Origin of the sequence: Quadrisphaera setariae (genome assembly GCF_008041935.1) — a bacterium.
Classification (GTDB): domain Bacteria; phylum Actinomycetota; class Actinomycetes; order Actinomycetales; family Quadrisphaeraceae; genus Quadrisphaera; species Quadrisphaera setariae.
On the sequence record NZ_VKAC01000009.1, the window covers coordinates 154107 to 175473 of the forward strand.

General features: G+C 75.9%; 18 protein-coding genes. 17 read left to right on the forward strand and 1 reads right to left on the reverse strand.

Annotated elements, in window-relative coordinates; translation table 11 throughout:
• Positions 1 to 5: 5 nt before the first annotated feature.
• The 7 genes from glgP (at position 6) to FMM08_RS15770 (ending at position 6946) form a co-directional block, all read left to right on the forward strand.
• On the forward strand, positions 6 to 2570 hold the full coding sequence (gene glgP, locus FMM08_RS15740) for an alpha-glucan family phosphorylase (RefSeq protein WP_147927321.1): 2565 nt from the start codon (positions 6 to 8) through the stop codon (positions 2568 to 2570).
• Between the two features lie 31 nt (positions 2571 to 2601).
• On the forward strand, positions 2602 to 3477 hold the full coding sequence (locus FMM08_RS15745) for an ABC transporter ATP-binding protein (protein ID WP_147927322.1): 876 nt from the start codon (positions 2602 to 2604) through the stop codon (positions 3475 to 3477).
• Positions 3474 to 4253, forward strand: a complete 780-nt coding sequence (locus FMM08_RS15750) for an ABC transporter permease (RefSeq protein ID WP_147927323.1) — start codon at positions 3474 to 3476, stop codon at positions 4251 to 4253. The genes FMM08_RS15745 and FMM08_RS15750 overlap by 4 nt, the downstream gene beginning before the upstream one ends.
• A gap of 144 nt (positions 4254 to 4397) precedes the next feature.
• Positions 4398 to 5063 (forward strand): P-loop NTPase family protein, encoded by a 666-nt coding sequence (locus FMM08_RS15755; RefSeq protein WP_147927324.1) that lies wholly within the window; start codon positions 4398 to 4400, stop codon positions 5061 to 5063.
• Positions 5060 to 5287: a hypothetical protein gene (locus FMM08_RS15760; protein WP_147927325.1), complete on the forward strand. Its 228-nt coding sequence runs from the start codon at positions 5060 to 5062 to the stop codon at positions 5285 to 5287. Before FMM08_RS15755 ends, FMM08_RS15760 begins: the two co-directional genes overlap by 4 nt.
• 149 nt (positions 5288 to 5436) lie before the next feature.
• A complete protein-coding gene (locus FMM08_RS15765) occupies positions 5437 to 5667 on the forward strand; it encodes a hypothetical protein (protein ID WP_147927326.1) in 231 nt (76 codons plus the stop codon).
• Positions 5668 to 5794: 127 nt separating this feature from the next.
• Positions 5795 to 6946, forward strand: coding sequence for an ABC transporter substrate-binding protein (locus FMM08_RS15770; protein WP_147927327.1), 1152 nt, complete (start codon positions 5795 to 5797; stop codon positions 6944 to 6946).
• Here the strand turns inward: FMM08_RS15770 and glgX are convergent.
• Positions 6856 to 9222 (reverse strand): glycogen debranching protein GlgX, encoded by a 2367-nt coding sequence (gene glgX / locus FMM08_RS15775; protein ID WP_147927328.1) that lies wholly within the window; start codon positions 9220 to 9222, stop codon positions 6856 to 6858. The two genes, FMM08_RS15770 and glgX, sit on opposite strands and share 91 nt — an antisense overlap.
• A gap of 98 nt (positions 9223 to 9320) precedes the next feature.
• Between glgX and FMM08_RS15780 the strand changes: the two genes are divergently transcribed.
• The 10 genes from FMM08_RS15780 to gatB all read left to right on the forward strand — a co-directional run bounded on the left by FMM08_RS15780 (position 9321) and on the right by gatB (position 21360).
• Entirely contained in the window at positions 9321 to 10454 is a 1134-nt protein-coding gene (locus tag FMM08_RS15780; RefSeq protein WP_439653567.1) for a cysteine desulfurase family protein, read from the forward strand.
• A 24-nt stretch (positions 10455 to 10478) separates the two neighbouring features.
• Positions 10479 to 11654, forward strand: a complete 1176-nt coding sequence (mnmA, locus tag FMM08_RS15785; protein WP_147927330.1) for a tRNA 2-thiouridine(34) synthase MnmA — start codon at positions 10479 to 10481, stop codon at positions 11652 to 11654.
• Positions 11651 to 12733, forward strand: coding sequence for a uroporphyrinogen decarboxylase/cobalamine-independent methonine synthase family protein (locus FMM08_RS15790; RefSeq protein WP_147927331.1), 1083 nt, complete (start codon positions 11651 to 11653; stop codon positions 12731 to 12733). Before mnmA ends, FMM08_RS15790 begins: the two co-directional genes overlap by 4 nt.
• A 21-nt stretch (positions 12734 to 12754) precedes the next feature.
• Positions 12755 to 13627: a CPBP family glutamic-type intramembrane protease gene (locus FMM08_RS15795; RefSeq protein WP_147927332.1), complete on the forward strand. Its 873-nt coding sequence runs from the start codon at positions 12755 to 12757 to the stop codon at positions 13625 to 13627.
• Positions 13628 to 13720: 93 nt separating this feature from the next.
• Positions 13721 to 15919, forward strand: a complete 2199-nt coding sequence (gene ligA / locus FMM08_RS15800; protein WP_147927402.1) for an NAD-dependent DNA ligase LigA — start codon at positions 13721 to 13723, stop codon at positions 15917 to 15919.
• The gene (locus FMM08_RS15805; protein ID WP_147927333.1) at positions 15912 to 16781 is read left to right on the forward strand and encodes a pentapeptide repeat-containing protein; all 870 of its coding nucleotides are present in this window, start codon (positions 15912 to 15914) and stop codon (positions 16779 to 16781) included. The genes ligA and FMM08_RS15805 overlap by 8 nt, the downstream gene beginning before the upstream one ends.
• Positions 16782 to 16792: 11 nt before the next feature.
• On the forward strand, positions 16793 to 17812 hold the full coding sequence (locus tag FMM08_RS15810; protein WP_147927334.1) for a hypothetical protein: 1020 nt from the start codon (positions 16793 to 16795) through the stop codon (positions 17810 to 17812).
• 118 nt (positions 17813 to 17930) lie between these two features.
• The gene (gene gatC / locus FMM08_RS15815) at positions 17931 to 18251 is read left to right on the forward strand and encodes an Asp-tRNA(Asn)/Glu-tRNA(Gln) amidotransferase subunit GatC (RefSeq protein WP_147927335.1); all 321 of its coding nucleotides are present in this window, start codon (positions 17931 to 17933) and stop codon (positions 18249 to 18251) included.
• On the forward strand, positions 18248 to 19831 hold the full coding sequence (gene gatA, locus FMM08_RS15820; RefSeq protein WP_147927336.1) for an Asp-tRNA(Asn)/Glu-tRNA(Gln) amidotransferase subunit GatA: 1584 nt from the start codon (positions 18248 to 18250) through the stop codon (positions 19829 to 19831). Before gatC ends, gatA begins: the two co-directional genes overlap by 4 nt.
• Positions 19828 to 21360 carry an Asp-tRNA(Asn)/Glu-tRNA(Gln) amidotransferase subunit GatB gene (gene gatB, locus FMM08_RS15825; RefSeq protein ID WP_147927337.1) on the forward strand — a complete coding sequence of 511 codons (1533 nt, stop codon included), beginning with the start codon at positions 19828 to 19830 and terminating at the stop codon, positions 21358 to 21360. The genes gatA and gatB overlap by 4 nt, the downstream gene beginning before the upstream one ends.
• The last annotated feature ends 7 nt before the right edge of the window (positions 21361 to 21367 follow it).

The window sequence follows — 21367 nt, forward strand, 5'->3', positions numbered from 1 at the left end:
CGGCTGTGAGAGCGATCCGACGGTTCACCGTCCGCACCGCCCTGCCGGAGCAGCTGGCACCCCTCGGCGAGCTGGCCACCAACCTGCGGTGGTCGTGGCACGCCCCGACCCAGGACCTCTTCGCGAGCCTCGACCCCGAGCGCTGGCGGGCCCTGCGGCACGACCCCGTCGCCCTGCTCGGCGCGCTGTCTCCCGAGCGCCTCGAGGAGCTGGCCGCCGACCGCTCCGTGGTGGCCGCCGTGGAGGCCGCCCAGGAGGACCTGCAGGCGTACCTCACCGGTGACCGCTGGTACCAGGAGGAGGTCGCGGCCCACGGGGGCCCGCAGGCCATCGCCTACTTCTCCCCGGAGTTCGGGATCACCTCGGTGCTGCCGCAGTACTCCGGCGGCCTGGGCATCCTCGCCGGCGACCACCTCAAGGCCGCCTCCGACCTCGGCGTCCCGATCGTCGGCGTGGGCCTGCTCTACAAGTCCGGCTACTTCAAGCAGGCCTTCTCCCGCGACGGCTGGCAGACAGAGACCTACCCGGTCTCCGACCCCGACGGGCTGCCGCTGACCCAGCTGCGCGAGGCCGACGGCACGCCCGCGGTCATCTCCCTGCCGCTGCCCCACGGCCGCACCCTCCTCGCGCACGTGTGGAAGGCCGACGTCGGCCGCGTCCCGCTGCTGCTGCTCGACTCCGACGTCACCGGCAACGACGAGGCCGCCGCGAACGTCACCGACCGCCTCTACGGCGGCGGCGGGGACCACCGCCTCCAGCAGGAGCTGCTGCTCGGCGCCGGCGGCGTGCGCGCGCTGCGCCTGTGGTCGCGCCTGTCCGGCGCCCCGGAGCCGGCGGTCTACCACACCAACGAGGGGCACGCCGGCTTCCTCGGGGTGGAGCGGATCCGCGAGCTGACCGCCCAGGGCCTCACCTTCGACGAGGCCGTCGAGGCCGTCCGCGCCGCGACCGTCTTCACCACCCACACCCCGGTGCCCGCCGGCATCGACAGGTTCGGCCGCGACGCCGTGGCCGAGCACCTCGGCGGCTCCGGCTTCCTGGGCGACGTGCCGCTCGACAGCGTGCTCGCGCTCGGTGCCGAGGACTACGCCGGTGGCGACCCCTCGGTGTTCAACATGGCCGTCATGGGCTTCCGCCTGGCCCAGCGCGCCAACGGCGTGTCCGCCCTCCACGGCGAGGTCTCCCGCGGCATGTTCTCCGGCCTGTGGCCGGGCTTCGACGCCCAGGAGACCCCGATCACCTCCATCACCAACGGCGTCCACGCGCCCACCTGGGTGGACCGCAAGGTGGTCGAGCTGCTGGCCGCCTCGGGCGGTGGCGAGGACGCCTCCAGCCAGTCCGGTGGCGCCGCAGCCCTCGACGAGGGCGCGCTGTGGGCGCTGCGCGGTGAGCTGCGCGCCCAGCTGGTGGCCGACGCGCGCCGGCGGGTGCGCTCCTCCTGGCTGCGGCGCGGGGCCTCCCCGGCCGAGCTCGGCTGGGTGGACGACGCGCTCGACCCCGACGTGCTCACCATCGGCTTCGCCCGCCGGGTGCCCACCTACAAGCGCCTCACGCTCATGCTGCGCGACCCGGAGCGCCTGAAGGCGCTGCTCACCCACCCCGAGCGCCCGGTCCAGCTGGTCATCGCCGGCAAGAGCCACCCCGCCGACGACTCCGGCAAGCGGCTCCTGCAGCGCATGGTCCAGTTCGCCGACGACGCCGGCGTGCGCCACCGCATCGTCGTCCTGCCCAACTACGACATCCGCATGGCGCAGACCATGTACCCGGGTGTCGACGTGTGGCTCAACAACCCCCTGCGACCCCTCGAGGCGTGCGGCACCTCCGGCATGAAGGCCGCCCTCAACGGCGGCCTCAACCTCTCGATCCTCGACGGCTGGTGGGACGAGTGGTTCGACGGCGAGAACGGCTGGGCGATCCCCACGGCCGACGGCGTCGAGGACCCCGACCGCCGCGACGACCTCGAGGCCGCCGCCCTGTACGACCTCGTCGAGACGCAGGTGGCGCCGCGCTTCTACGACCGCGACGCCGACGGCCTGCCCGGCCGCTGGCTGGAGATGGTCAAGCACACCCTCGCCACCCTGGCGCCCAAGGTGCAGGCCACCCGCATGGTGCAGGACTACGTGAACACTCTCTACGTGCCAGCGGCCACCTCCGGCGCAGCGCTCGCGGCCGGGGACTTCGCGGGGGCCCGCGACCTCGCCGCGTGGAAGGGCCGCGTCCGCGCGACCTGGGGCGGCGTGCGCGTCGACCACGTCGAGTCCGGTGGCGTCAGCGACTCCCCGGAGGTCGGCGACGAGGTGCGCGTGGCCGCCTACGTCACCCTCGGGCAGCTCTCGCCGTCCGACGTCGAGGTGCAGGTGGTGCACGGCCGGGTGGACGTCGACGACGAGCTGCTCGAGACCTCCACCGCCCCGCTGGCGCTGGAGGAGAGCTACGAGGAGGGCCGGCACCTGTTCAGCGGCACCGTGGTGCTGCGCCGGTCCGGCGCCTTCGGCTACACCGTGCGCGTGCTGCCGCGCCACGGCGCGCAGGCCAGCTCCGCGGAGACCGCGCTCGTCACGAGCGCATGACCAGCCGCTCCACCCCGTCGCTGGACCGGCGGTGATCGACGTCCGCGGCCTGCGGCGCGCCTACCCGGGCGCTGCGGGTCGCGGGCCGGTCCAGGCGCTGGCGGGTCTCGACCTGCACGTGCCCGAGGGCAGCTTCACCAGCGTCATCGGGCCGAGCGGCTGCGGGAAGTCGACGCTGCTGCGCGCCGTCGCCGGCCTGGAGGACCCCGACGACGGCGAGGTGCTCGTCTGCGGGCGCCCGCCCGGTGCCGCCGCCGCGGACAAGGAGATCGGCCTGGTCCCGCAGACCCCGGCGCTGCTGCCGTGGCTGACCGTGCGCGGCAACGTGGAGCTGCCGGCGCGGGTCAACCGCGCCGCCGACCGGCGCCGCAGCCGCGGTGGCGCCGCCGTCCAACGGGGCGACGCCGCCGAGGTGCTGCGCGAGGTGGGCCTCGGCCAGGTGCTGGACCGCTACCCCCACGAGCTGTCCGGTGGCATGCAGCAGCGCGTGGCCCTGGCCCGGGCGGTGGCGATGCGCCCGCGCGTGCTGCTGCTCGACGAGCCGTTCAGCGCCGTCGACGAGATCACCCGCGAGGCGCTGCGGCGCCAGCTGCTGGCGCTGTGGGAGCACGTGCGCACCACCGTGCTCTTCGTGACGCATTCGGTGCGGGAGGCCGTGGTGCTGTCCGACACGGTGGTGGTGATGGCGGGGCCTCCGGGCCGGGTCGTCGACGTGGTCGACGTCGGTCTGCCGCGCCCCCGCGCCGGTGCCGACCTCGGTGGACCGGCGATGCACGCCGTGGAGGACCGGCTGCGCCGCGAGCTGGCCGCCGCCTGGGCCGCCGGCACCCCCGACGGCGCTCCCGCCGGGTTCCCGGAGACCCCGGCCGCCCCTTCCGCGCCCGAGCCGCCGGGGGGCCTGCGGTGAGCCGCTGGTGGCGCCCCGCCGTCTGGGCGCCCGCCGCGGTCGCGCTGCTCGTGCTCGCCGCGGCGTGGCAGCTGCTGGCCTCCCACCTCGTCGCGCGCGGGCAGACCTACCTCCTGCCGCTGCCCGGTGACGTGCTCGCCGCGCTGGCCGGCTCACCGCAGACCTACCTGTCCGACGCCTGGACCACCCTCTCGACGGCGCTGCTCGGCGTGGCGCTGGGCGGGGTGCTGGCCGCGGTGCTCGCCGTGGTGCTCAGCGAGGTGCCGCTGCTGGCCCGGGCGGTGCTGCCGCTGGCCGTGGTCCTCAACACGACGCCCGTGGTGGCCTTCGCCCCGGCGCTGGTGGTGGCGTTCGGGTTCGGTCGCACGCCGAAGGTCCTGGTCACCGCCGTCGTCGTCTTCTTCCCGGTGCTCGTCACCCTGCTGCAGGGCCTGCGCGCCGCCCCTCCGGACGCGCTCATGGTGCTGCGCTCGCTGCGCGCCTCCCGCGCCGAGGTCCTCTGGCGCCTCAGGCTGCCCTCGGCGCTGCCCTCGCTGTTCACCGCGCTGCGCGTGGTGCTGCCGCTGTCCGTGGTCGGAGCCGTGGTGGCGGAGTTCGTGGCGGCGGGCTCCTCCTCGGGGCTCGGCACGCTCATCACCACCTCCGCGGCCAGCTACCAGCTGGCGCCCGTGTACGCGGCGATCATCGTGCTGGCGGTCATGGGCGTGGCGCTGCTCGGAGCCGTGGTGGCCGTGGAGCGGCGCGTCCTGGCGCGCTACGCGCCCGGCCGCCGCTGACCCGTCGATGGCTCGCCGCCGGTCAGGAGGCGTGACGGCCGACGTGCAGAACCCCGCCGGAAGGGGTGCTGGGGCCTCCCCGGCGCCGGTTCTGCACGTCCGACGTCACACCCGGCGTGTCTCCGACCGAGACAGGAGCGGTGCATGAGCGCGGACGCACGAGGGCTCGGGCACGTGCGCTGGCTGGGCGGAGGCACTGGCGCTGCGAAGAGCTCGGTCTCGCGGGCGCTGGCGGTGCGGCACCCGGAGCTCGTCGTGGTCGACACCGACGCGCTCATGGCCGACCACGCCCGCCGCGCCGACCCGGCCACCGCCCCGGCGCTGACGCGGTTCGCCGCCGCGACGATGGACGAGCGCTGGCTCGGCACGAGTCCGCGGCAGATGCTCGAGGACCTCCACTGGTACCGCGGGGAGGCGTTCGACCTGCTCCTGGCCGACGTCGCCGCGCTGCCCGACGACCGGCCGGTGCTCGTGGAGGGTTTCCGCCTGCTGCCGGAGCTGGTGGCGCCGCTGCTGGCCTCGCCGTCCCACGCGCTGTGGCTGCTGCCGACACCGGCGTTCCGCCGGCGCGCGTTCACCGAGCGGGGCTCGCTGGATGACGTCGCGGGGCGCACCAGCGACCCGCCGCGAGCGCTCGCGAACCTCTTGGAGCGCGACGCGCTCTTCACCGAACGGCTGCGTGCGCAGTGCTCTGACTTGGGGCTCCCTGCGCTGGAGGTGGACGGCGCAGCACCCCTGGAGGCGCTCGTGGACCGCGTGGGCGCGGCGCTCTGGACCGGTGGCGCGCCGAGGTCTACCGTCCGGACATGAAGATCGCGTCGACACTGGTCAGGGCTCTGATCGCGCTCCCGCGGCGCGTGGGCGCGTACGCGTTCGGCATCGTCTTCGGCTTCCCCGACGAGCGCCGCTACGGCAACAACCCCGGCTACCGCAACGAGACGGCGAGCTCGCGGAGCTCCACCGACGCCCAGGTCGGTGACGCGCACCTGCGCGCGGTGGCCACGGCGATCGCGGCGGGCTCCGCAAGCTCCTGACGGCCGGCCCGAGCACCGTCTCCGAGGTGCAGCCCAGGGCCAGGATCGACCGGATCCTGACCCTGGACTGCGCCACGGAGGTCTGGCGCGGGGGGCTGCGTGCGCGCGGCGCTCTGGACGACAGGGAAGGCCGGGTCTAGCGTCCCGACATGACGATCGCGTCGGCAGTGCTCAGGGCTCTCGTCGCGCTTCCCCGGCGGGCGGGCGCCTACGCGTTCGGCATCGTCTTCGGCTTCCCGGACGAGCGCATGCGCGGCAACTACCCGAACTGCGCGGGTGGCCCCGGGAACCGGACCGCCGAGCGCGCGGACCTGCAGTCAGGAGACGCGGAGCGGCGCGCCCTCGCGACGCAGTGGATGACCGGCGGCACCACCAGCTGAGCCGGTCGTCTCCGCGGTGCAGCTCAGGGTCAGAGACGCGTCGTTCCTGACCCTGGAGTGCACCACGAGGGCGCGACCGCGACCTGTCGGGGACCGACTGGAGGCGCCAGGCCCGACAATCGGCGGTGTGACCACGCTCCGACGCCGCTCGCGGCTGGCCGCGCTGGCGGCCGCCTGCACCGCCGTGCTCCTGCTGTCCGCCTGCGCGGGCTCCTCTGACGGACCGTCCGGACCCGGCGGGTCTGCCTCGGCCTCGGGCAGCGGCGTCGTCGACGCCGACCGCTGCGCGAAGAACCGCGACGCGGGCACGGTCACCTACCTCACCGGGTACCAGTACCAGGCCTCCACGACGATCCTCGAGGCCGTCGCCGCGGAGTCGATGGGGTTCTTCGACGACGTCTGCCTCGACGTGACGCTCCAGCCCGGCAGCGGTGACACCGCCCAGGGCGCGCAGCTCACCGCCGCGGGCCGGGCGCAGCTGTCCGGCGTCGGCAGCGCGGCGGAGGCGATGCTCGCGGTGGCCGGGGGAGCTGACGTCGTCGGCGTCGCGACCTTCGGCCACGTGCCGATCGCCACCCTCATGACCGAGCCGAGCGTCACCGACCTCAAGCAGCTCGACGGCACCACCCTCGGCCACAAGGGGAGCCTGCCCGCACCCCTGCGCGCCATGCTCGTCAGCGCCGGCGTCGACCTCGGCTCGATCACCCAGGTGAAGGTCGGCTACGACCCGACCGTGCTCGTGCGCGGCCAGGTGCAGTCGCTCACCGGCTACAAGTCCAACGAACCGCTCACGCTGGCCGCCGCGGGCGACCAGGTCACGCAGTGGAACCCCGAGGACTACGGGGTGACCGGCTCCTTCGGGCAGCTCATCGCCAACCCCGCCTTCGCGAAGGCCCACCCCACCGCCGTGCAGGACTTCGTCCGGGCGCTGCTGCACGCCCACGAGGTCTGCCAGACCCAGCTGCAGCAGTGCGTGCAGGCGGCCGCGGAGAAGTCCGGCAGCGGCTTCGACGTGACCCACAACGAGCAGGTGTTCACCACCGAGTCGAAGCTCGTCGCGGACTCCACCCCCGCGGGGCAGCCGATCGGCTTCGTCGACCCGGCCGCCCTGACCGCGGAGGGCCAGGTGCTGGTCGGGTCCGGTGAGCTCGAGAGCGTCCCGGACCCGGCCAGCGTCTTCGACGACTCCTACCTGCGCGCCGTGGTCGGCGCCGACGGAGCGGTGCTCTGGCCCGCAGCCGGCTCCACGGCGGCGGAGGCGTCGCCGTCGTCGTCCTGAGGTGACGCGAAGGGCCGGTACAGGCGCACCGACAGGGCGCTGACCGGCACCTTCGTGCCCACGTCGTCGAGCCCGCCGAGCGTTCCCGCGGGGTAGCGCTCCACGGCGCTGTCCCACAGGAGCCGGTAGCCGGCCACGCCGGCCTGGGGCGGGAGCACGAGGACGCCGTCGTCGAGGTCTCCGGCGAGGACCAGCAGGAGGTCCTCCCCGCCGGTCTGGTCGGCGCCCAGGTGCACCTGCACGGTGCGGTTCTGCGGGTCCTGCCAGTCCTCGGGGTCCATCGGACCGCCCTCGGCGTCCCACCACGTCAGCTGCGGTGCGCCGGCCACCGGCGGCTGGCTCGCCGGGCGCGGGGGCTGCTCGGCGCGCAGCACCGGGTGCGCCGCGCGCAGGCCGAGCAGCTCGCGGGTGCTCTCCAGCAGGTCCTCCTGCCACGGCGCGAGCCGCCAGTCGACCCAGGAGGTCTCGTCGTCGAGGCAGTAGGGGTTGTTGTTGCCGCCCTGCGTCCGCCCGACCTCGTCACCCGCGGTGATCATGGGGACGCCGGCGGACAGCACCAGCGTGGCCAGCAGGTTGCGCATCGAGCGGCGGCGCAGCGCGGCCACCATGAGCTCGTCGGGGTCCACCGCGGCCGGGCCGTCGGCGCCCACTGCCCCCAGCAGCGGACCGGCGGCGGTACCGCCCTCACCCGGCCAACCCTCCATGCCGTGGTTCCAGGAGCGGTTGGCATCCGTGCCGTCGCGGTTGTCCTCGCCGTTGGCGTGGTTGTGCTTGTGGTCGAAGGCGCACGCGTCGGCGAGGGTGAAGCCGTCGTGCGCGGTGATGAAGCTCACCGACGCGAGCGGCCCGCGGTCGTTGGGGCCCCCGCCGAACCTGTCGGCGGACCCGGTCAGCCGCAGCGCCAGCTCACCCAGCCCCGACCCCGTCGGCTCCCCGCGAGAGGCGCGCCCGGGCACGGCCAGCCAGAACTCGCGGGCGCCGTCGCGGAACCTGTCGTTCCACTCCCCGAACGGCACGGGGAAGTCCCCGGTCCGCCACCCGTCCGGTCCGAGGTCCCACGGCTCGGCGATGAGCTTGACGTCGGACAGCACGGGGTCGGCGCCCATGGCCAGCAGCAGCGGCGCGTCGGGCCGGTAGGCGCCGTCGAGCCCGCGGCCCAGGGTCGGCGCGAGGTCGAAGCGGAAGCCGTCCACGCCGAACGCCGTGACCCAGTGGCGCAGGGAGTCCATCGCCAGGCGCACGCACTGCGGCCGCCCGAAGTCGAGGCTGTTGCCGCAGCCGGTGGAGTCGACGTCGCGGCCGTCGCCGTCGAGGCGGTAGTAGCCGGCGGCGTCGATCCCGCGCAGCGACAGCGAGGGGCCGTCGTGCGCGTGCCCCTCGCAGGAGTGGTTGTAGACGACGTCGAGGAGCACCTCGAGGCCGGCCTCGTGGAGCGCGGCGACCGCGTCGCGCACCTCGGCGAGCACCGCCGCCGGACCGGCGGCGCGTGCCGCTGCGGTGGCGTAGCGCGGCTCAGGGGCGAACCAGCTCAGCGTCGAGTAGCCCCAGTAGTTCGACTGGCCGCGACGGGCCAGGGAGATCTCGTTGCCGATGGCCTGCACCGGCAGCAGCTCCACCGCGGTGACGCCCAGGCGGGTGAGGTGCTCGACGACGGCGGGGTGCGCCAGGCCGGCCCACGTGCCGCGCAGCTCCGGCGGCACGTCGGGGTGCAGCACGGTCAGGCCTCGCAGGTGCGCCTCGTAGACCGCGGTCCGTGACCACGGGGTGCGCGGGCGCGCGGCCTGGTCGGCCGCGGGGGCGTCCACGACGACGCCGACGGGGACCCGCCCGGCGCTGTCGAGCCCGCTGCGCCTCTGGTCGGGACCGTGGGCCTCGCGGGGCAGCCACTGCGGGCCGTCCACCTCGTGCGCGAACAGCTCCGGACCCCACTGCACCTCGCCCTCTACGGCGAGGGCGTAGGGGTCGAGGAGCAGCTTGGACGGGTCGTGGCGCAGCCCGGCCCGCGGGTCCCAGGGGCCGTCGACGCGCAGCCCGTAGCGCTGGCCAGCCCGCACGCCGGGCAGGTCGCCGGTCCACAGGCCACCGGGCCGGCGGGTCAGCGGTACGCGCCGCTCCGACCACCCGGAGGCGCCGTCGGGGTCGAGCAGGCACACCGCCACGGCGTCGGCGCGGGTGGCGACGACGGCGGCGTGAGCACCCGTCCCGGACAGGCGCACGCCGAGCGGCAGCGCCGGTGTGCTCACCGCGCCGCTGGAGGGGCTGCTCGTGCTGCTCACGAGGGAGGACTCTGCCGCATGGACGTACCCTCGGTCGTGTGACGGCGTACCTTGACCACGCTGCCGACACGCCCGTGCTGCCCGCCGCGGCCGAGGCGATGCTCGCGGAGCTCACCCGCTCCGGCAACGCCTCCGCCCTGCACAGCTCGGGGCGCGCCGCGCGGCGCGTCGTGGAGGAGTCCCGCGAGGAGGTCGCGGCCGCGCTCGGCGCGCGCCCCGGCGAGGTGGTGCTCACCGGCGGCGGCACGGAGAGCGACAACCTCGCGGTGAAGGGCCTGTTCTGGGCCAGGCACGGCGAGGACCCGCGGCGCACGCGCGTGCTGGTCTCCGCCGTGGAGCACCACGGCGTGCTCGACCCGGCGCACTGGCTCGGCGAGCACCCCGCCGGCCTGGGCGCGCAGGTGGAGGAGCTGCCCGTGGACGGCGAGGGCCGGCTGCGCCTGGACGCGCTGCGCGACGCCGTCGAGCGCGACCCCGTCTCCGTGGCGCTGATCAGCGTCATGTGGGCGAACAACGAGGTGGGCACCCTCCAGCCGGTGGCCGACGTGGTGGAGCTGGCCGCCCGGCACGGCATCCCCGTCCACTCCGACGCCGTGCAGGCCGTGGGCCAGGTCCCCGTCGACTTCGCCGCGTCCGGCCTGGCGGCGCTGTCCTTCACCGGCCACAAGCTGGGCGGCACCACCGGCGTCGGCGGGCTCGTCCTGCGCCGCGGGACGCCCCTGGTCCCGGTCCTGCACGGCGGGGGACAGGAGGGGGGCGTGCGCTCCGGCAGCGTCGACGCGGCCGCCGCCCGCGGCCTCGCGGTGGCCACCTCGGCCGCCGTGGACTCCCTCGCCGAGCGAGCGCTGGCGCTGAGGACCCTGCGCGACCAGCTCGAGGCCGCCGTGCTCGCCGCCGTCCCCGACGCCGTGGTCCGCGGCGCCGCCCGTGCCGAGGACCGCCTGCCCGGGATCCTCCACGTCACCGTGCCGGGCGCCGAGGGCGACGCGCTGCTCTACCTGCTCGACGCCCGCGGCGTGGAGTGCTCCACCGGCTCGGCGTGCACCGCCGGCGTGCCCCAGCCCAGCCACGTGCTGCGCGCCATGGGCCTGACCGACGCCGACGCGGCGGGCGCTCTGCGCTTCAGCCTGGGCCGCACCTCCACCGCCGCCGACGTGGCGCTGGTCGGGGAGGTGCTCGGCCCGGTGGTGGAGCGGGCGCGCACCGCCGGTCTCGCGCTCGCGGGCTCGTGAGCGCGAGACCGTGGAGGTGACGCTGTGAGGGTCCTCGCCGCGCTGTCGGGAGGCGTGGACTCGGCCGTGGCCGCGGCGCGCGCCGTCGACGCCGGCCACGAGGTGGTCGCCGTGCACCTGGCCCTGGCCAGCGCCTCCCCGAGCGCGACGCCGGGACGGGCGCGGGGCTGCTGCACCGTGGAGGACTCCCGCGACGCGCGACGCGCGGCCGACGTCATCGGCGTGCCCTTCTACGTGTGGGACCTGTCCGAGCGCTTCGGGCGCGACGTCGTCGACGACTTCGTGGCCGAGTACGCGGCGGGCCGCACCCCCAACCCGTGCGTGCGCTGCAACCAGAAGGTGAAGTTCGCCGCGCTCGCCGACCGGGCGCTGGCGCTGGGCTTCGACGCCGTGGCCACCGGCCACTACGCCCGGATCGCCGACGGGCCCGGCACGAGCACCGGCGGCCGCGAGCTGCACCGCAGCCACGACCTCGCCAAGGACCAGTCGTACGTGCTCGCCGTGCTCCCGCCGCAGCGCCTCGCCACCGCGCTGTTCCCGCTGGGCACCGCCGCGAGCAAGGACGAGGTCCGCGCCGAGGCCGCCGCGCGCGGCCTGGCGCTGGCGGACAAGCCCGACAGCACCGACATCTGCTTCGTGCCCGACGGCGACACCCGCGCCTGGCTGGGCTCCCGCCTGCCCGCCGTCGAGCCGGCCGCGACGCAGCCGGGTGAGGTGGTGGACAGCTCCGGCCGCCAGGTGGGGACCCACGACGGCGCCGCCGGGTACACCGTGGGGCAGCGCCGTGGCCTGCGCCTGGGCGTGCCCGCCGCCGACGGCAAGCCGCGCTACGTGCTGTCGGTGTCGGTGGCCGATCGGCGCGTGGTGGTCGGTTCCGCCGACGAGCTCGACGTCGACGTGCTCACCGGCGACGGCGTCGTGTGGTGCGGTCCGGCTCCCGCCGCGGGCCAGCGGCTGGGGGCCCAGGTGCGCGCCCACGGCGCCGAGCTGCCCTGCACCGTCGAGTCGGTCGGTGGTCTCGAGGGCCTCGACGACGAAGCGTCCGGCCCGACCAGCGGTGCGGTGCGCGTGCGGCTCGACGAGCCTGTTCGCGGCGTGGCCCCCGGGCAGCTGCTCGCCCTGTACGACGGCACCCGCGTGGTGGGCTCGGCCACCCTCACCGCGGCCGTGCGCGCCGAGCACGCGACCCTGGGGGCATGAGAGCCACCGCCACCGGGGCCTGGCCGGGGGAGCACCCCCTGGAGGCCGCCCGCGCCGTCCTCGGCGAGCTGGGCGGGGACCACCTGCCCTTCGCCCCTGAGCTGCCGGCCCGCGGCCCGGGCGCCGACCCGACCGGGCGCACCGCGGCTCTGCTCGTGGACATGCCCGTGGACCTCCAGCCCGTCGGCTGGCGCCTGGTCGACCACCCGGGCCGCGACGCCCAGCGCGCCGCGTCGCTGCGCACCGCTGACCTGGACGCGCTCGCCGAGGCCGCCGACGGCTACACCGGGCCCCTGAAGCTGCAGGTGGTGGGGCCGTGGAGCCTGGCGGCCTCCGTCTGGCTGCCGCGCGGGGAGCGGGCCGTGGTGGACGATGGCGCCGCCCGCGACCTGCTGGGCTCCCTCGTGGAGGGGCTGCTGCGCCACACGGCCGACGTGCAGCGCCTCGTGCCGGGCGCCCAGCTGCTGGTGCAGGTCGACGAGCCGTCGCTGACCGCCGTCCTCGAGGGCCGCGTGCCCACGGCCAGCGGCTGGGGCCGGCTGCGCGCCGTCGACGCGCAGCGCGCCCGCGACGCCCTGCGCGACCTCACCGGTGCCCTGCGCGCCGCGGGCGTGAGGACTGCGCTGCGCTGCACGGCGCCCGCAGGGCGCGCAGGTGGCACGGCGCCCGCGGGGCCCTCGAAGGACGGCGCGTCGTCGTCCTCCTCGACCTCGCCGTGGCCGCTGCTGCGCACCTCCGGGGCGGACGCGCTCGTGGTGGCCGGGCCGCCGTCCCGGCCGCTGAGCAGCGCCGTGTGGGAGGAGCTCGCCGAGGCGCTGGAGGCCGGCCACGAGCTGCACCTCGGCGTGCTCGACGTGCCCGCCCTCGCGGGCGGGGCGCCGCTGCCGGAGGTCTCCGCGCTGCTGGCCGCCGTGCGCGGTCCCTGGGACCGGCTCGGCCTGTCCGCCTCCCAGCTGGACCAGGTGGTGGTGACCACGTCGACCGGGCTCGCCGCGCTCTCGCCCGCCGCCGCCACCGCTGCGCTCGGACGCCTCGCGGCGGCGGCCGACGCGCTGCGAGAGGTGCACGCCGAGGGCTGACGCGCCCGGCAGGGTGGAGCCGTGCCACCCGCTCGCTCCTCGGGAGACCGGCTGACGGGCGACCTCGCCCGCGCCGCCGCCTCCTGGGTCTCCCTCGTCCTCGCCCTCGGGCTGTCAGGGGTCGCCCTCGCCGCCGCCCGCGACGCCGGGGCCTCCGGCGACGCCGCCCGCGCGGTGCCGGCCGCCGTCGTCCTCTCGGTGACCGCGCCGCTGGTGCTCCTCGCCCACGGCCGCTCCCGCTGGCAGTCCGTGCTGGCTCTGCGGCGGCCGGTGCTGGCGCTGGCCGGGGCGGCTGTCGGGCTGGGCGCGGCGGGGCTGGTGCTCCTCGCCGACCACCTGGCCGGCGGTGCCGCGGGCTTCGCGGTGACCGGCGTGGACCCGTGGCGGCTGGTGCAGTGGCTCGTGGTGGCGCTGCTGCTGGCCGCGGCGATGGAGGCGGTGCCCCAGGAGCTGGCGCTGCGGGGCGGGGTCTTCGGCGGCCTGCGCGGGCACCTGCCCGGGTGGCTGGCGGGCCTGGTGACGACGGGGGCGGCCGTGGCGGCTCCGGCGTGCTCGGTCTGGGCCACCGCGCAGCTGGGGGAGTGGATGGACGTGGCCGTGCCGCCCGCGACCTTCGCCCCCGCCGGTCAGGACCCGGTCTCCCACGCCGTCCTGCTGGCGGCGCTCGGCACGGTGCTGCTGCTGGTGCGGTCGGTGGTGGGGTCGGTGTGGGCCTGCGTCGGCTTCCACCTGGCCTTCGGCGCGGTCAGCGGGCTGCTGCTCGGCGACCCGGCCACCACCGGGCTGCCGGTGCAGACGGGTGAGGGCGCCGAGCTGCTCGTCGTGGCCCACCTCGCCGTGACCGCTGCGGTGCTCGGGGCGGTGCTGCTGCGCCGCCGGGGTGGCCGTCGGTAGCAGCCGGTGGGTGCGGCTCGCGCTGTCGGTGGGCCTCGGCAGACTGGGCGGGTGACCCAGCAGGAGACGGCGGACCAGACGACGCCGGAGTCGGTGCAGGGGGCCGTGCAGGACCTGCCCAGCGCCCCGCCGGAGGCGCGCCGCGAGTGGGACGAGCTGGCCGAGCGGGTGCGCGACGCCCGCTTCGCCTACTACGTCCGCGACGCCCCGACCATGGCCGACGGTGAGTTCGACGCGCTGCTGCGCCGGCTGGAAGCCCTCGAGGAGGCCCACCCCGACCTCCGGGTGCCCGAGTCGCCCACGCAGGTGGTCGGCGGGACCTTCAGCACCGAGTTCACCGCGGTCGACCACCTCGAGCGCATGCTCAGCCTCGACAACGTCTTCAGCGGCGAGGAGCTCGCCACCTGGGTGGCGCGCGTCCAGCGGGACCTGTCCGACGGCCGCGAGGACGCCCCGCCCGTGCGCTGGCTGTGCGAGCTGAAGATCGACGGCCTCGCCGTGAACCTCCGCTACGAGCGGGGCCGGCTCGTGCTGGCCGCCACCCGCGGTGACGGGCGCACGGGCGAGGACGTCACGCACAACATCCGCACCATCGACGCGGTGCCGCAGCAGCTCACCGGCGACCCCTCGAGCTTCCCGGAGCAGTTCGAGGTGCGCGGCGAGGTGTTCTTCCCCGTGGCCGACTTCGAGGCGCTCAACGCCTCGCTCGTCGAGGCCGGCAAGGCGCCCTTCGCCAACCCGCGCAACGCCGCCGCCGGGTCGCTGCGCCAGAAGGACCCCCGCGTCACCGCCTCCCGGCCGCTGTCGATGATCGTCCACGGCCTGGGCGTGCGCGGCGGCCTGGAGCCGGCCAGCCAGTCGCAGACCTACGAGCTGCTGCGCTCCTGGGGACTGCCCACCTCCCCGGCCTTCCGGGTGGTGGAGTCGCTGGAGGAGGTCCAGGCCTACATCGACCACTACGGCGAGCACCGCCACGACGCCGCCGCGATCGCGCACGAGATCGACGGCGTGGTGGTCAAGGTCGACGAGGTCTCCCAGCAGCGACGCCTGGGCGCCACCTCGCGCGCGCCGCGGTGGGCGATCGCGTGGAAGTACCCGCCCGAGGAGGTCACCACCAGGCTCCTCGACATCCGCGTCAACGTCGGCCGCACCGGCCGGGTCACCCCCTTCGCGCACATGGAGCCTGTCAAGGTCTCCGGCTCCACGGTGCAGCTGGCCACGCTCCACAACGGCAGCGAGGTGGTGCGCAAGGGCGTGCTCATCGGCGACACCGTGGTGGTGCGCAAGGCCGGCGACGTCATCCCCGAGGTGGTCGGCCCCGTCGTCGACCTGCGGGACGGCTCCGAGCGCGCCTTCGAGATGCCCACCCACTGCCCCGAGTGCGGCACCGAGCTGCGCTTCGAGAAGGAGGGCGACGCCGACCTGCGCTGCCCCAACGCCCGCACCTGCCCCGCGCAGCTGCGCGAGCGGGTCTTCCACCTGGCCGGGCGCGGCGCCTTCGACATCGAGGCCCTGGGGTACGAGGCGGCCACGGCGCTCACGGAGAAGGACGACGACGGCCACCAGGTGCTCCCCGACGAGTCAGGCCTGTTCGCCCTCACCGCCGAGGACCTCCTGGCCCTGCCGCTGTTCACCCGCGCGCCCAAGAAGGGCGAGGGGGACGTGCGCGTGCTCAACGCCAACGGAACCCGGCTGCTCGCCAACCTCGACGCCGCGAAGGACCGGCCGCTGTGGCGCGTGCTCGTGGGCCTGTCGATCCGTCACGTCGGGCCGACGGCCGCGCGGGCCCTCGCGCAGCGGTTCGGGTCGATGGAGGCCCTGCGCGCCGCCTCCCAGGACGAGCTCGCCGCAGCCGACGGCGTCGGCCCCACCATCGCCGAGGCGGTGGTGGAGTGGTTCGCCGTGGACTGGCACGCGGCCGTCGTCGACGCCTGGGCCGCCGCCGGGGTGTCGATGGAGGACGCCCCGGTCGCCGGCGTCGAGAAGACGCTCGAGGGCCTGACGATCGTCGTCACCGGGTCGCTGTCGAGGTTCAGCCGCGACGAGGCCAAGGAGGCGGTCCTGTCCCGCGGGGGCAAGGCGTCGTCGGCGGTCTCGAAGAAGACGTCGTTCGTGGTGGTGGGCGACAGCCCCGGGAGCAAGGCCGACAAGGCCGAGCAGCTGGGCGTGCCGGTGCTCGACGAGGAGGGGTTCGAGGCCCTCCTCGCCGACGGGCCGCCGCCTCCGGCGGAGGAGCCCGCCGAGGAGGACGACGAGGCCTCCACCGGGGAAGCCGCGGACGCCGGTGCCTGAGCGGGTCGTCCGCTCGCGCGAGCACCTCCGGGCCGACTGCACGCGCTGCGCGGCGCTGTGCTGCGTGCTGCCCGCCTTCAGCGCTTCGGCCGACTTCGCCGTCGACAAGCCCGCCGGGACGCCGTGCCCGAACCTGCGCGCCGACGCGCGGTGCGGCATCCACGACCGGCTCGTGCCCAGCGGGTTCCCCGGGTGCGTGGCCTTCGACTGCTTCGGCGCCGGCCAGCGCGCCGTGCAGGTGGTGTTCGGGCAGCGACCCGGAGGACCGCCGGCACCGGCTGAGCTGCTGTCCGAGGCCCCGGACCTGCCGGGCGTGCTGGCGGCGCTGCGCGGCCTCCACGAGGTGCTGTGGCACCTCGAGGAGGCGGAGTCGCTCCTGCGGCCCGGTGTGCTGCGCGACCAGGTGGCGGACCTGCGGGTCCGCGTGGAGGGCCTGGCCGGGGCCGGTCGCAGCGAGCTGTCCGCGGTGGACGTCGGCGAGCAGCGCCGCGCTGCCGGGCCTGTTCTGGAGCACGCCAGTCGCGCGCTGCGCGCCGAGGTGCCCGGCCGCACCGCCAGGCACCGCGGCGCGGACCTGTCGGGTCTGCGATGGCGCGGTGCGCGGCTGCGCGGCGCCGACCTGCGGGGAGCCCTCCTGCTGGGCGCCGACCTGCGCGGTGCGGACCTGCGGCGCGCTGACCTGCTCGGAGCGGACCTGCGCGGCGCCGACGTCCGCGGCGCGGACCTCACCGGGGCCCTGTTCCTCACCCGGACCCAGCTCGACGCCGCCCGGGGCGACGCCACGACGCGCCTGGGCGGCCACCTCACCGCGCACTGGGCCCACCGGGTGCCCCGAGGTGACGCTGCAGGTCACAAGGGGTAGAAAGGCGGACCATGGCCAAGAAGTCGAAGCAGTCGAAGAAGGCGTCGAGCACGACGTCGAAGAAGAGCGCCACTGCGAGCCTGGCTGGGCGCCTCCGCGCCGCCCAGGCCGAGCTGGAGCGCACCACGGCGGCGAAGGCGGACACGGCCGACCGCCGCGACGTCGCCGCCAGCCGGCGCGACGAGGCGTCCGCCGCCGTCCAGGCCGCGAAGGCAGCCCGCAAGGACGCTCGCGCCGCCCTCGCCGCGGCCGAGAAGGGGCTGGAGAAGGCGAAGAAGTCGCTCGCCGACCTCAGCACCAAGGCGAAGAAGGCCGACAAGGCCGCCCACGCCGCTGACGTCGCCGCCGACGAGGCCCGCCGCGAGCACGAGCAGCTGGCCCGCAAGGCCGCCCGTCGCCAGGGCTCCGCCGACGCTGCGACCGCCGCCGACGCCCAGGCCCTCGAGCCCGTCGAGGCGCCTGCCTCCGAGCCCGCAGCCGTCGAGGCGCCCGCGGAGCCGACCGCGGACGCTGAGGCTCCGGTCGAGGCCTCGGCTGAGACCCCGGCCGAGCCGGCGGCAGCGTCCGAGGCGCCCGCACCGACGCGCCGCACCCGCGCCACGGGCACCCGCACCACGACGCCCCGCGCGCCGCGAGCCACGGGCACCCGCACCCGCCGCACCAGCGCTGCGGCCGCCGGCACGGGCACGGGCGAGCCCGGCGTCGTCGTCGACACCCCTGAGGGGGAGGCCGCCGACACCCCGCCGCGCACCACCCGCACCCGTCGCAGCACCGGGACCGCTGGCACGGGCACCCGCACCCGTCGTCCCCGCGCCGCCGCGGCGACGACCGCCCCCGCCTCCGACGAGGCCGCTGCCACCGAGGCGGCTCCGGCCGGCGTCTCCGACGCCGACCAGCCCGAGCAGGTCACCTCCGAGCAGCCCGCTCAGCAGGTCAGCTCTGGGCAGCCCGCTGAGCAGGCCAGCTCCGAGCAGCCGAGCGAGCACCAGGGCGAGCACCAGGGCGAGCACCAGGGCGACCAGCAGTCCTGACGCCCGCTCCGGACGCCCCGGAGACCCGCACCTCGCAGCCCGGGGCGCGGGTCTCCTGGGCGACCAGCGCACGACGTCCAGCACCCGGGGCCCGGCGACCCTCCTAGACTCGGCTCCCATGCCCGCCCTGCCCCGCGAGGAGGTCGCGCACCTCGCGCGGCTGGCCCGCATCGACATGCCCGACGCCGAGCTCGACCACCTCGCCGAACAGCTGACCGCGATCGTCGACGCGGTGGCCTCGGTCACCGGTGCCGTCGCGGCCGCTGAGCGCGCCACCGGTGAGCCGGTGCCCGCCACCAGCCACCCGGTGCCGCTGGTCAACGTGACCCGGCCCGACGTCGTCAGCGGCGTCCTCACCGCCGCCGACGCGCTCGCCGCGGCCCCCGAGGCCGAGGACGACAAGTTCCGCGTGCCGCGCATCCTGGGGGAGGAGGCATGAGCGACCTCACCCGCCTGGACGCCTCCGCGATGGCGCAGGCGCTCGCCGCCCGCGAGGTGAGCTCCGTCGAGCTCACGCAGGCCCACCTCGACCGGATCTCCGAGGTCGACGGGCCCGTCGAGTCCGGCGTCCACGCCTTCCTCCACGTCGACGCCGAGGGCGCTCTCGCACGCGCCGCGGAGCTGGACGCCGCCCGCGCGCGCGGTGACGAGCTGCACGCCCTCGCCGGCGTGCCGGTCGCCGTCAAGGACGTCATGGTCACCCGCGGCATGCCGAGCACCGCGGGCTCCCGCATGCTCGAGGGCTGGGTCCCGCCCTACGACGCGACCGTCGTCGAGAAGATGCGCGCCGCGGGGCTGGTGACCCTCGGCAAGACCAACATGGACGAGTTCGCCATGGGGTCGAGCACGGAGCACTCCGCCTTCGGGCCCACCCGCAACCCGTGGGCCGCGGACCGCATCCCCGGCGGCTCCGGCGGTGGCTCGGCTGCCGCTCTGGCGGCCTTCGAGGCGCCCCTGGCCACCGGCACCGACACCGGCGGCTCCATCCGCCAGCCGGCGGCCGTGACGGGCACCGTCGGCGTCAAGCCCACGTACGGCGGCGTCTCGCGCTACGGCCTCATCGCCCTGGCCAGCAGCCTCGACCAGGGCGGCCCGTGCGCCCGCACCGTGCTCGACACGGCGCTGCTGCACGAGGTGATGGGCGGGCACGACCCGCGCGACTCCACCTCCCTGACCGACCCCGTGCCCGCCGTGGTGGCCGCCGCCCGCGAAGGAGCCCGGGGCGACCTGACCGGCGTGCGCGTCGGCGTGGTGGCCGAGCTGGGCGGCACCGGGCACGCCGAGGGCTTCCAGCCCGGGGTGCTGCAGCGGTTCGCCGAGGCGCTCGACCAGCTGCGGGACGCCGGCGCCGAGGTGGTGGAGGTCAGCTGCCCCAACCTCGAGCACGCGCTCGGCGCGTACTACCTCATCCTCCCCAGCGAGGCGAGCAGCAACCTCGCCCGCTACGACGGCATGCGGTACGGCCTGCGGGTGGTGCCGGACGGCGCGGACGTCACGGCGGAGCAGGTCATGGCCGCCACGCGCGCCAGGGGGTTCGGCGCCGAGGCCAAGCGCCGCATCATCCTGGGCACGTACGCGCTGTCCAGCGGCTACTACGACGCCTACTACGGCAGCGCGCAGAAGATCCGCACGCTGGTCCAGCGCGACTTCGCCGCCGCTTTCGCCGAGGTGGACGTGCTGGTCAGCCCGACCGCTCCCACCACGGCGTTCCGGCTGGGGGAGAAGCTCGACGACCCGCTGGCGATGTACCGCGGCGACGTCGCGACCATCCCCGCCAACCTCGCGGGCATCCCCGGCATGAGCCTGCCGGTGGGCCTGGCGCCCGAGGACGGTCTGCCGGTCGGCCTGCAGCTGCTCGCGCCCGTCCGCGAGGACGCGCGCCTCTACCGCGTGGGCGGCGCCCTCGAGGCGCGCCTGCACGCCGCGTGGGAGGGGTCGCTGCTCGACCGCATCCCCGCCTGGACGCCCGCCCCGACACCCGGGACCCCCGCCGCGACCACCGCCGGAGCCTCCGCATGAGCACCAGCTCAGACCTCATCGCCTACGACGACGCCGTCGCGCGCTTCGACCCCGTGGTGGGCCTCGAGGTGCACGTCGAGCTGAACACCGCCACGAAGATGTTCAGCGGCGCGCCCACCGAGTTCGGCGCGGAGCCGAACACCCAGGTCGACCCCACCTCGCTGGGCCTTCCCGGCTCGATGCCGGTGCTCAACGCCAAGGCCGTGGAGTCCGCCGTCCGGATCGGGCTGGCGCTGAACTGCTCCATCGCGGCGGAGTGCCGGTTCGCGCGGAAGAACTACTTCTACCCGGACATGCCCAAGAACTTCCAGACCAGCCAGTACGACGAGCCGATCGCGTTCGACGGCTGGCTGGACGTGGAGGTCCCCGCCTCCGAGGACGGCTCGCTGCCGGCGTTCACGCACCGGGTGGAGGTCGAGCGGGCGCACATGGAGGAGGACACGGGCAAGTCCTCGCACGTCGGCGGCGCCACCGGGCGCATCCACGGCGCCGAGTACTCGCTGGTGGACTACAACCGCGCGGGCATCCCGCTCATCGAGATCGTCACGCGCCCCATCACGGGCGCCGGTGACCGCGTCGGGGAGGTGGCGCGCGCCTACGTGGCCACCCTGCGCGACCTGCTCCGGGGCCTGGACGTCTCGGACGTGAAGATGGAGCAGGGCTCGATGCGCTGCGACGTCAACCTCTCCCTGCGCGACGCCCCGGACGCCGAGCTCGGCACCCGCACCGAGACCAAGAACGTCAACTCCCTGCGCTCGGTGGAGCGCGCGGTGCGCTACGAGGTGTCGCGCCAGGCCGCGGTGCTGCTGTCCGGCGGCTCGGTGGTGCAGGAGACCCGTCACTGGCACGAGGACACCGGCCTGACCACGTCGGGCCGCGTGAAGTCCGACGCCGAGGACTACCGCTACTTCCCCGAGCCCGACCTGGTGCCGGTCGCCCCGGACCCGGCCTGGGTGGAGGAGCTGCGCGCGGCGCTGCCGGAGCCCCCGGCCGCCCGTCGCCGCCGCCTCCAGGGGGAGTGGGGGCTGACCGACCTCGACATGCGCGACCTGCTCAACGCCGGCGCGCTCGACCTCGTCGAGGCCACCGTCGCCCACGGCGCGCCCGCCGCGGCCGCCCGCAAGTGGTGGACCGGTGAGCTCAGCCGCGCGGCGAACACCCGCGGGACCTCCCTGGAGGACCTCCCGGTCACCCCGGCGCAGGTGGCCCAGCTCCAGGCGCTGGTGGACGGCGGCGGGCTCAACGACAAGCTGGCCCGGCAGGTGCTCGAGCACGTGCTGGACGGCGAGGGCGACCCGCAGCAGGTGGTGGACGCCCGCGGCCTCGCGGTGGTCTCGGACGACGGCGCGCTGCTCGCCGCCGTCGACGAGGCGCTCGCCGCCAACCCCGACGTCGCGGGCAAGATCCGCGACGGCAAGGTGCAGGCGGCGGGTGCCATCGTCGGCGCCGTCATGAAGGCCACGCGCGGGTCGGCGGACGCCGCCCGCGTGCGCGAGCTCGTCCTGGAGCGGGTCGCCGCAGACGCCTGAGGGGTCA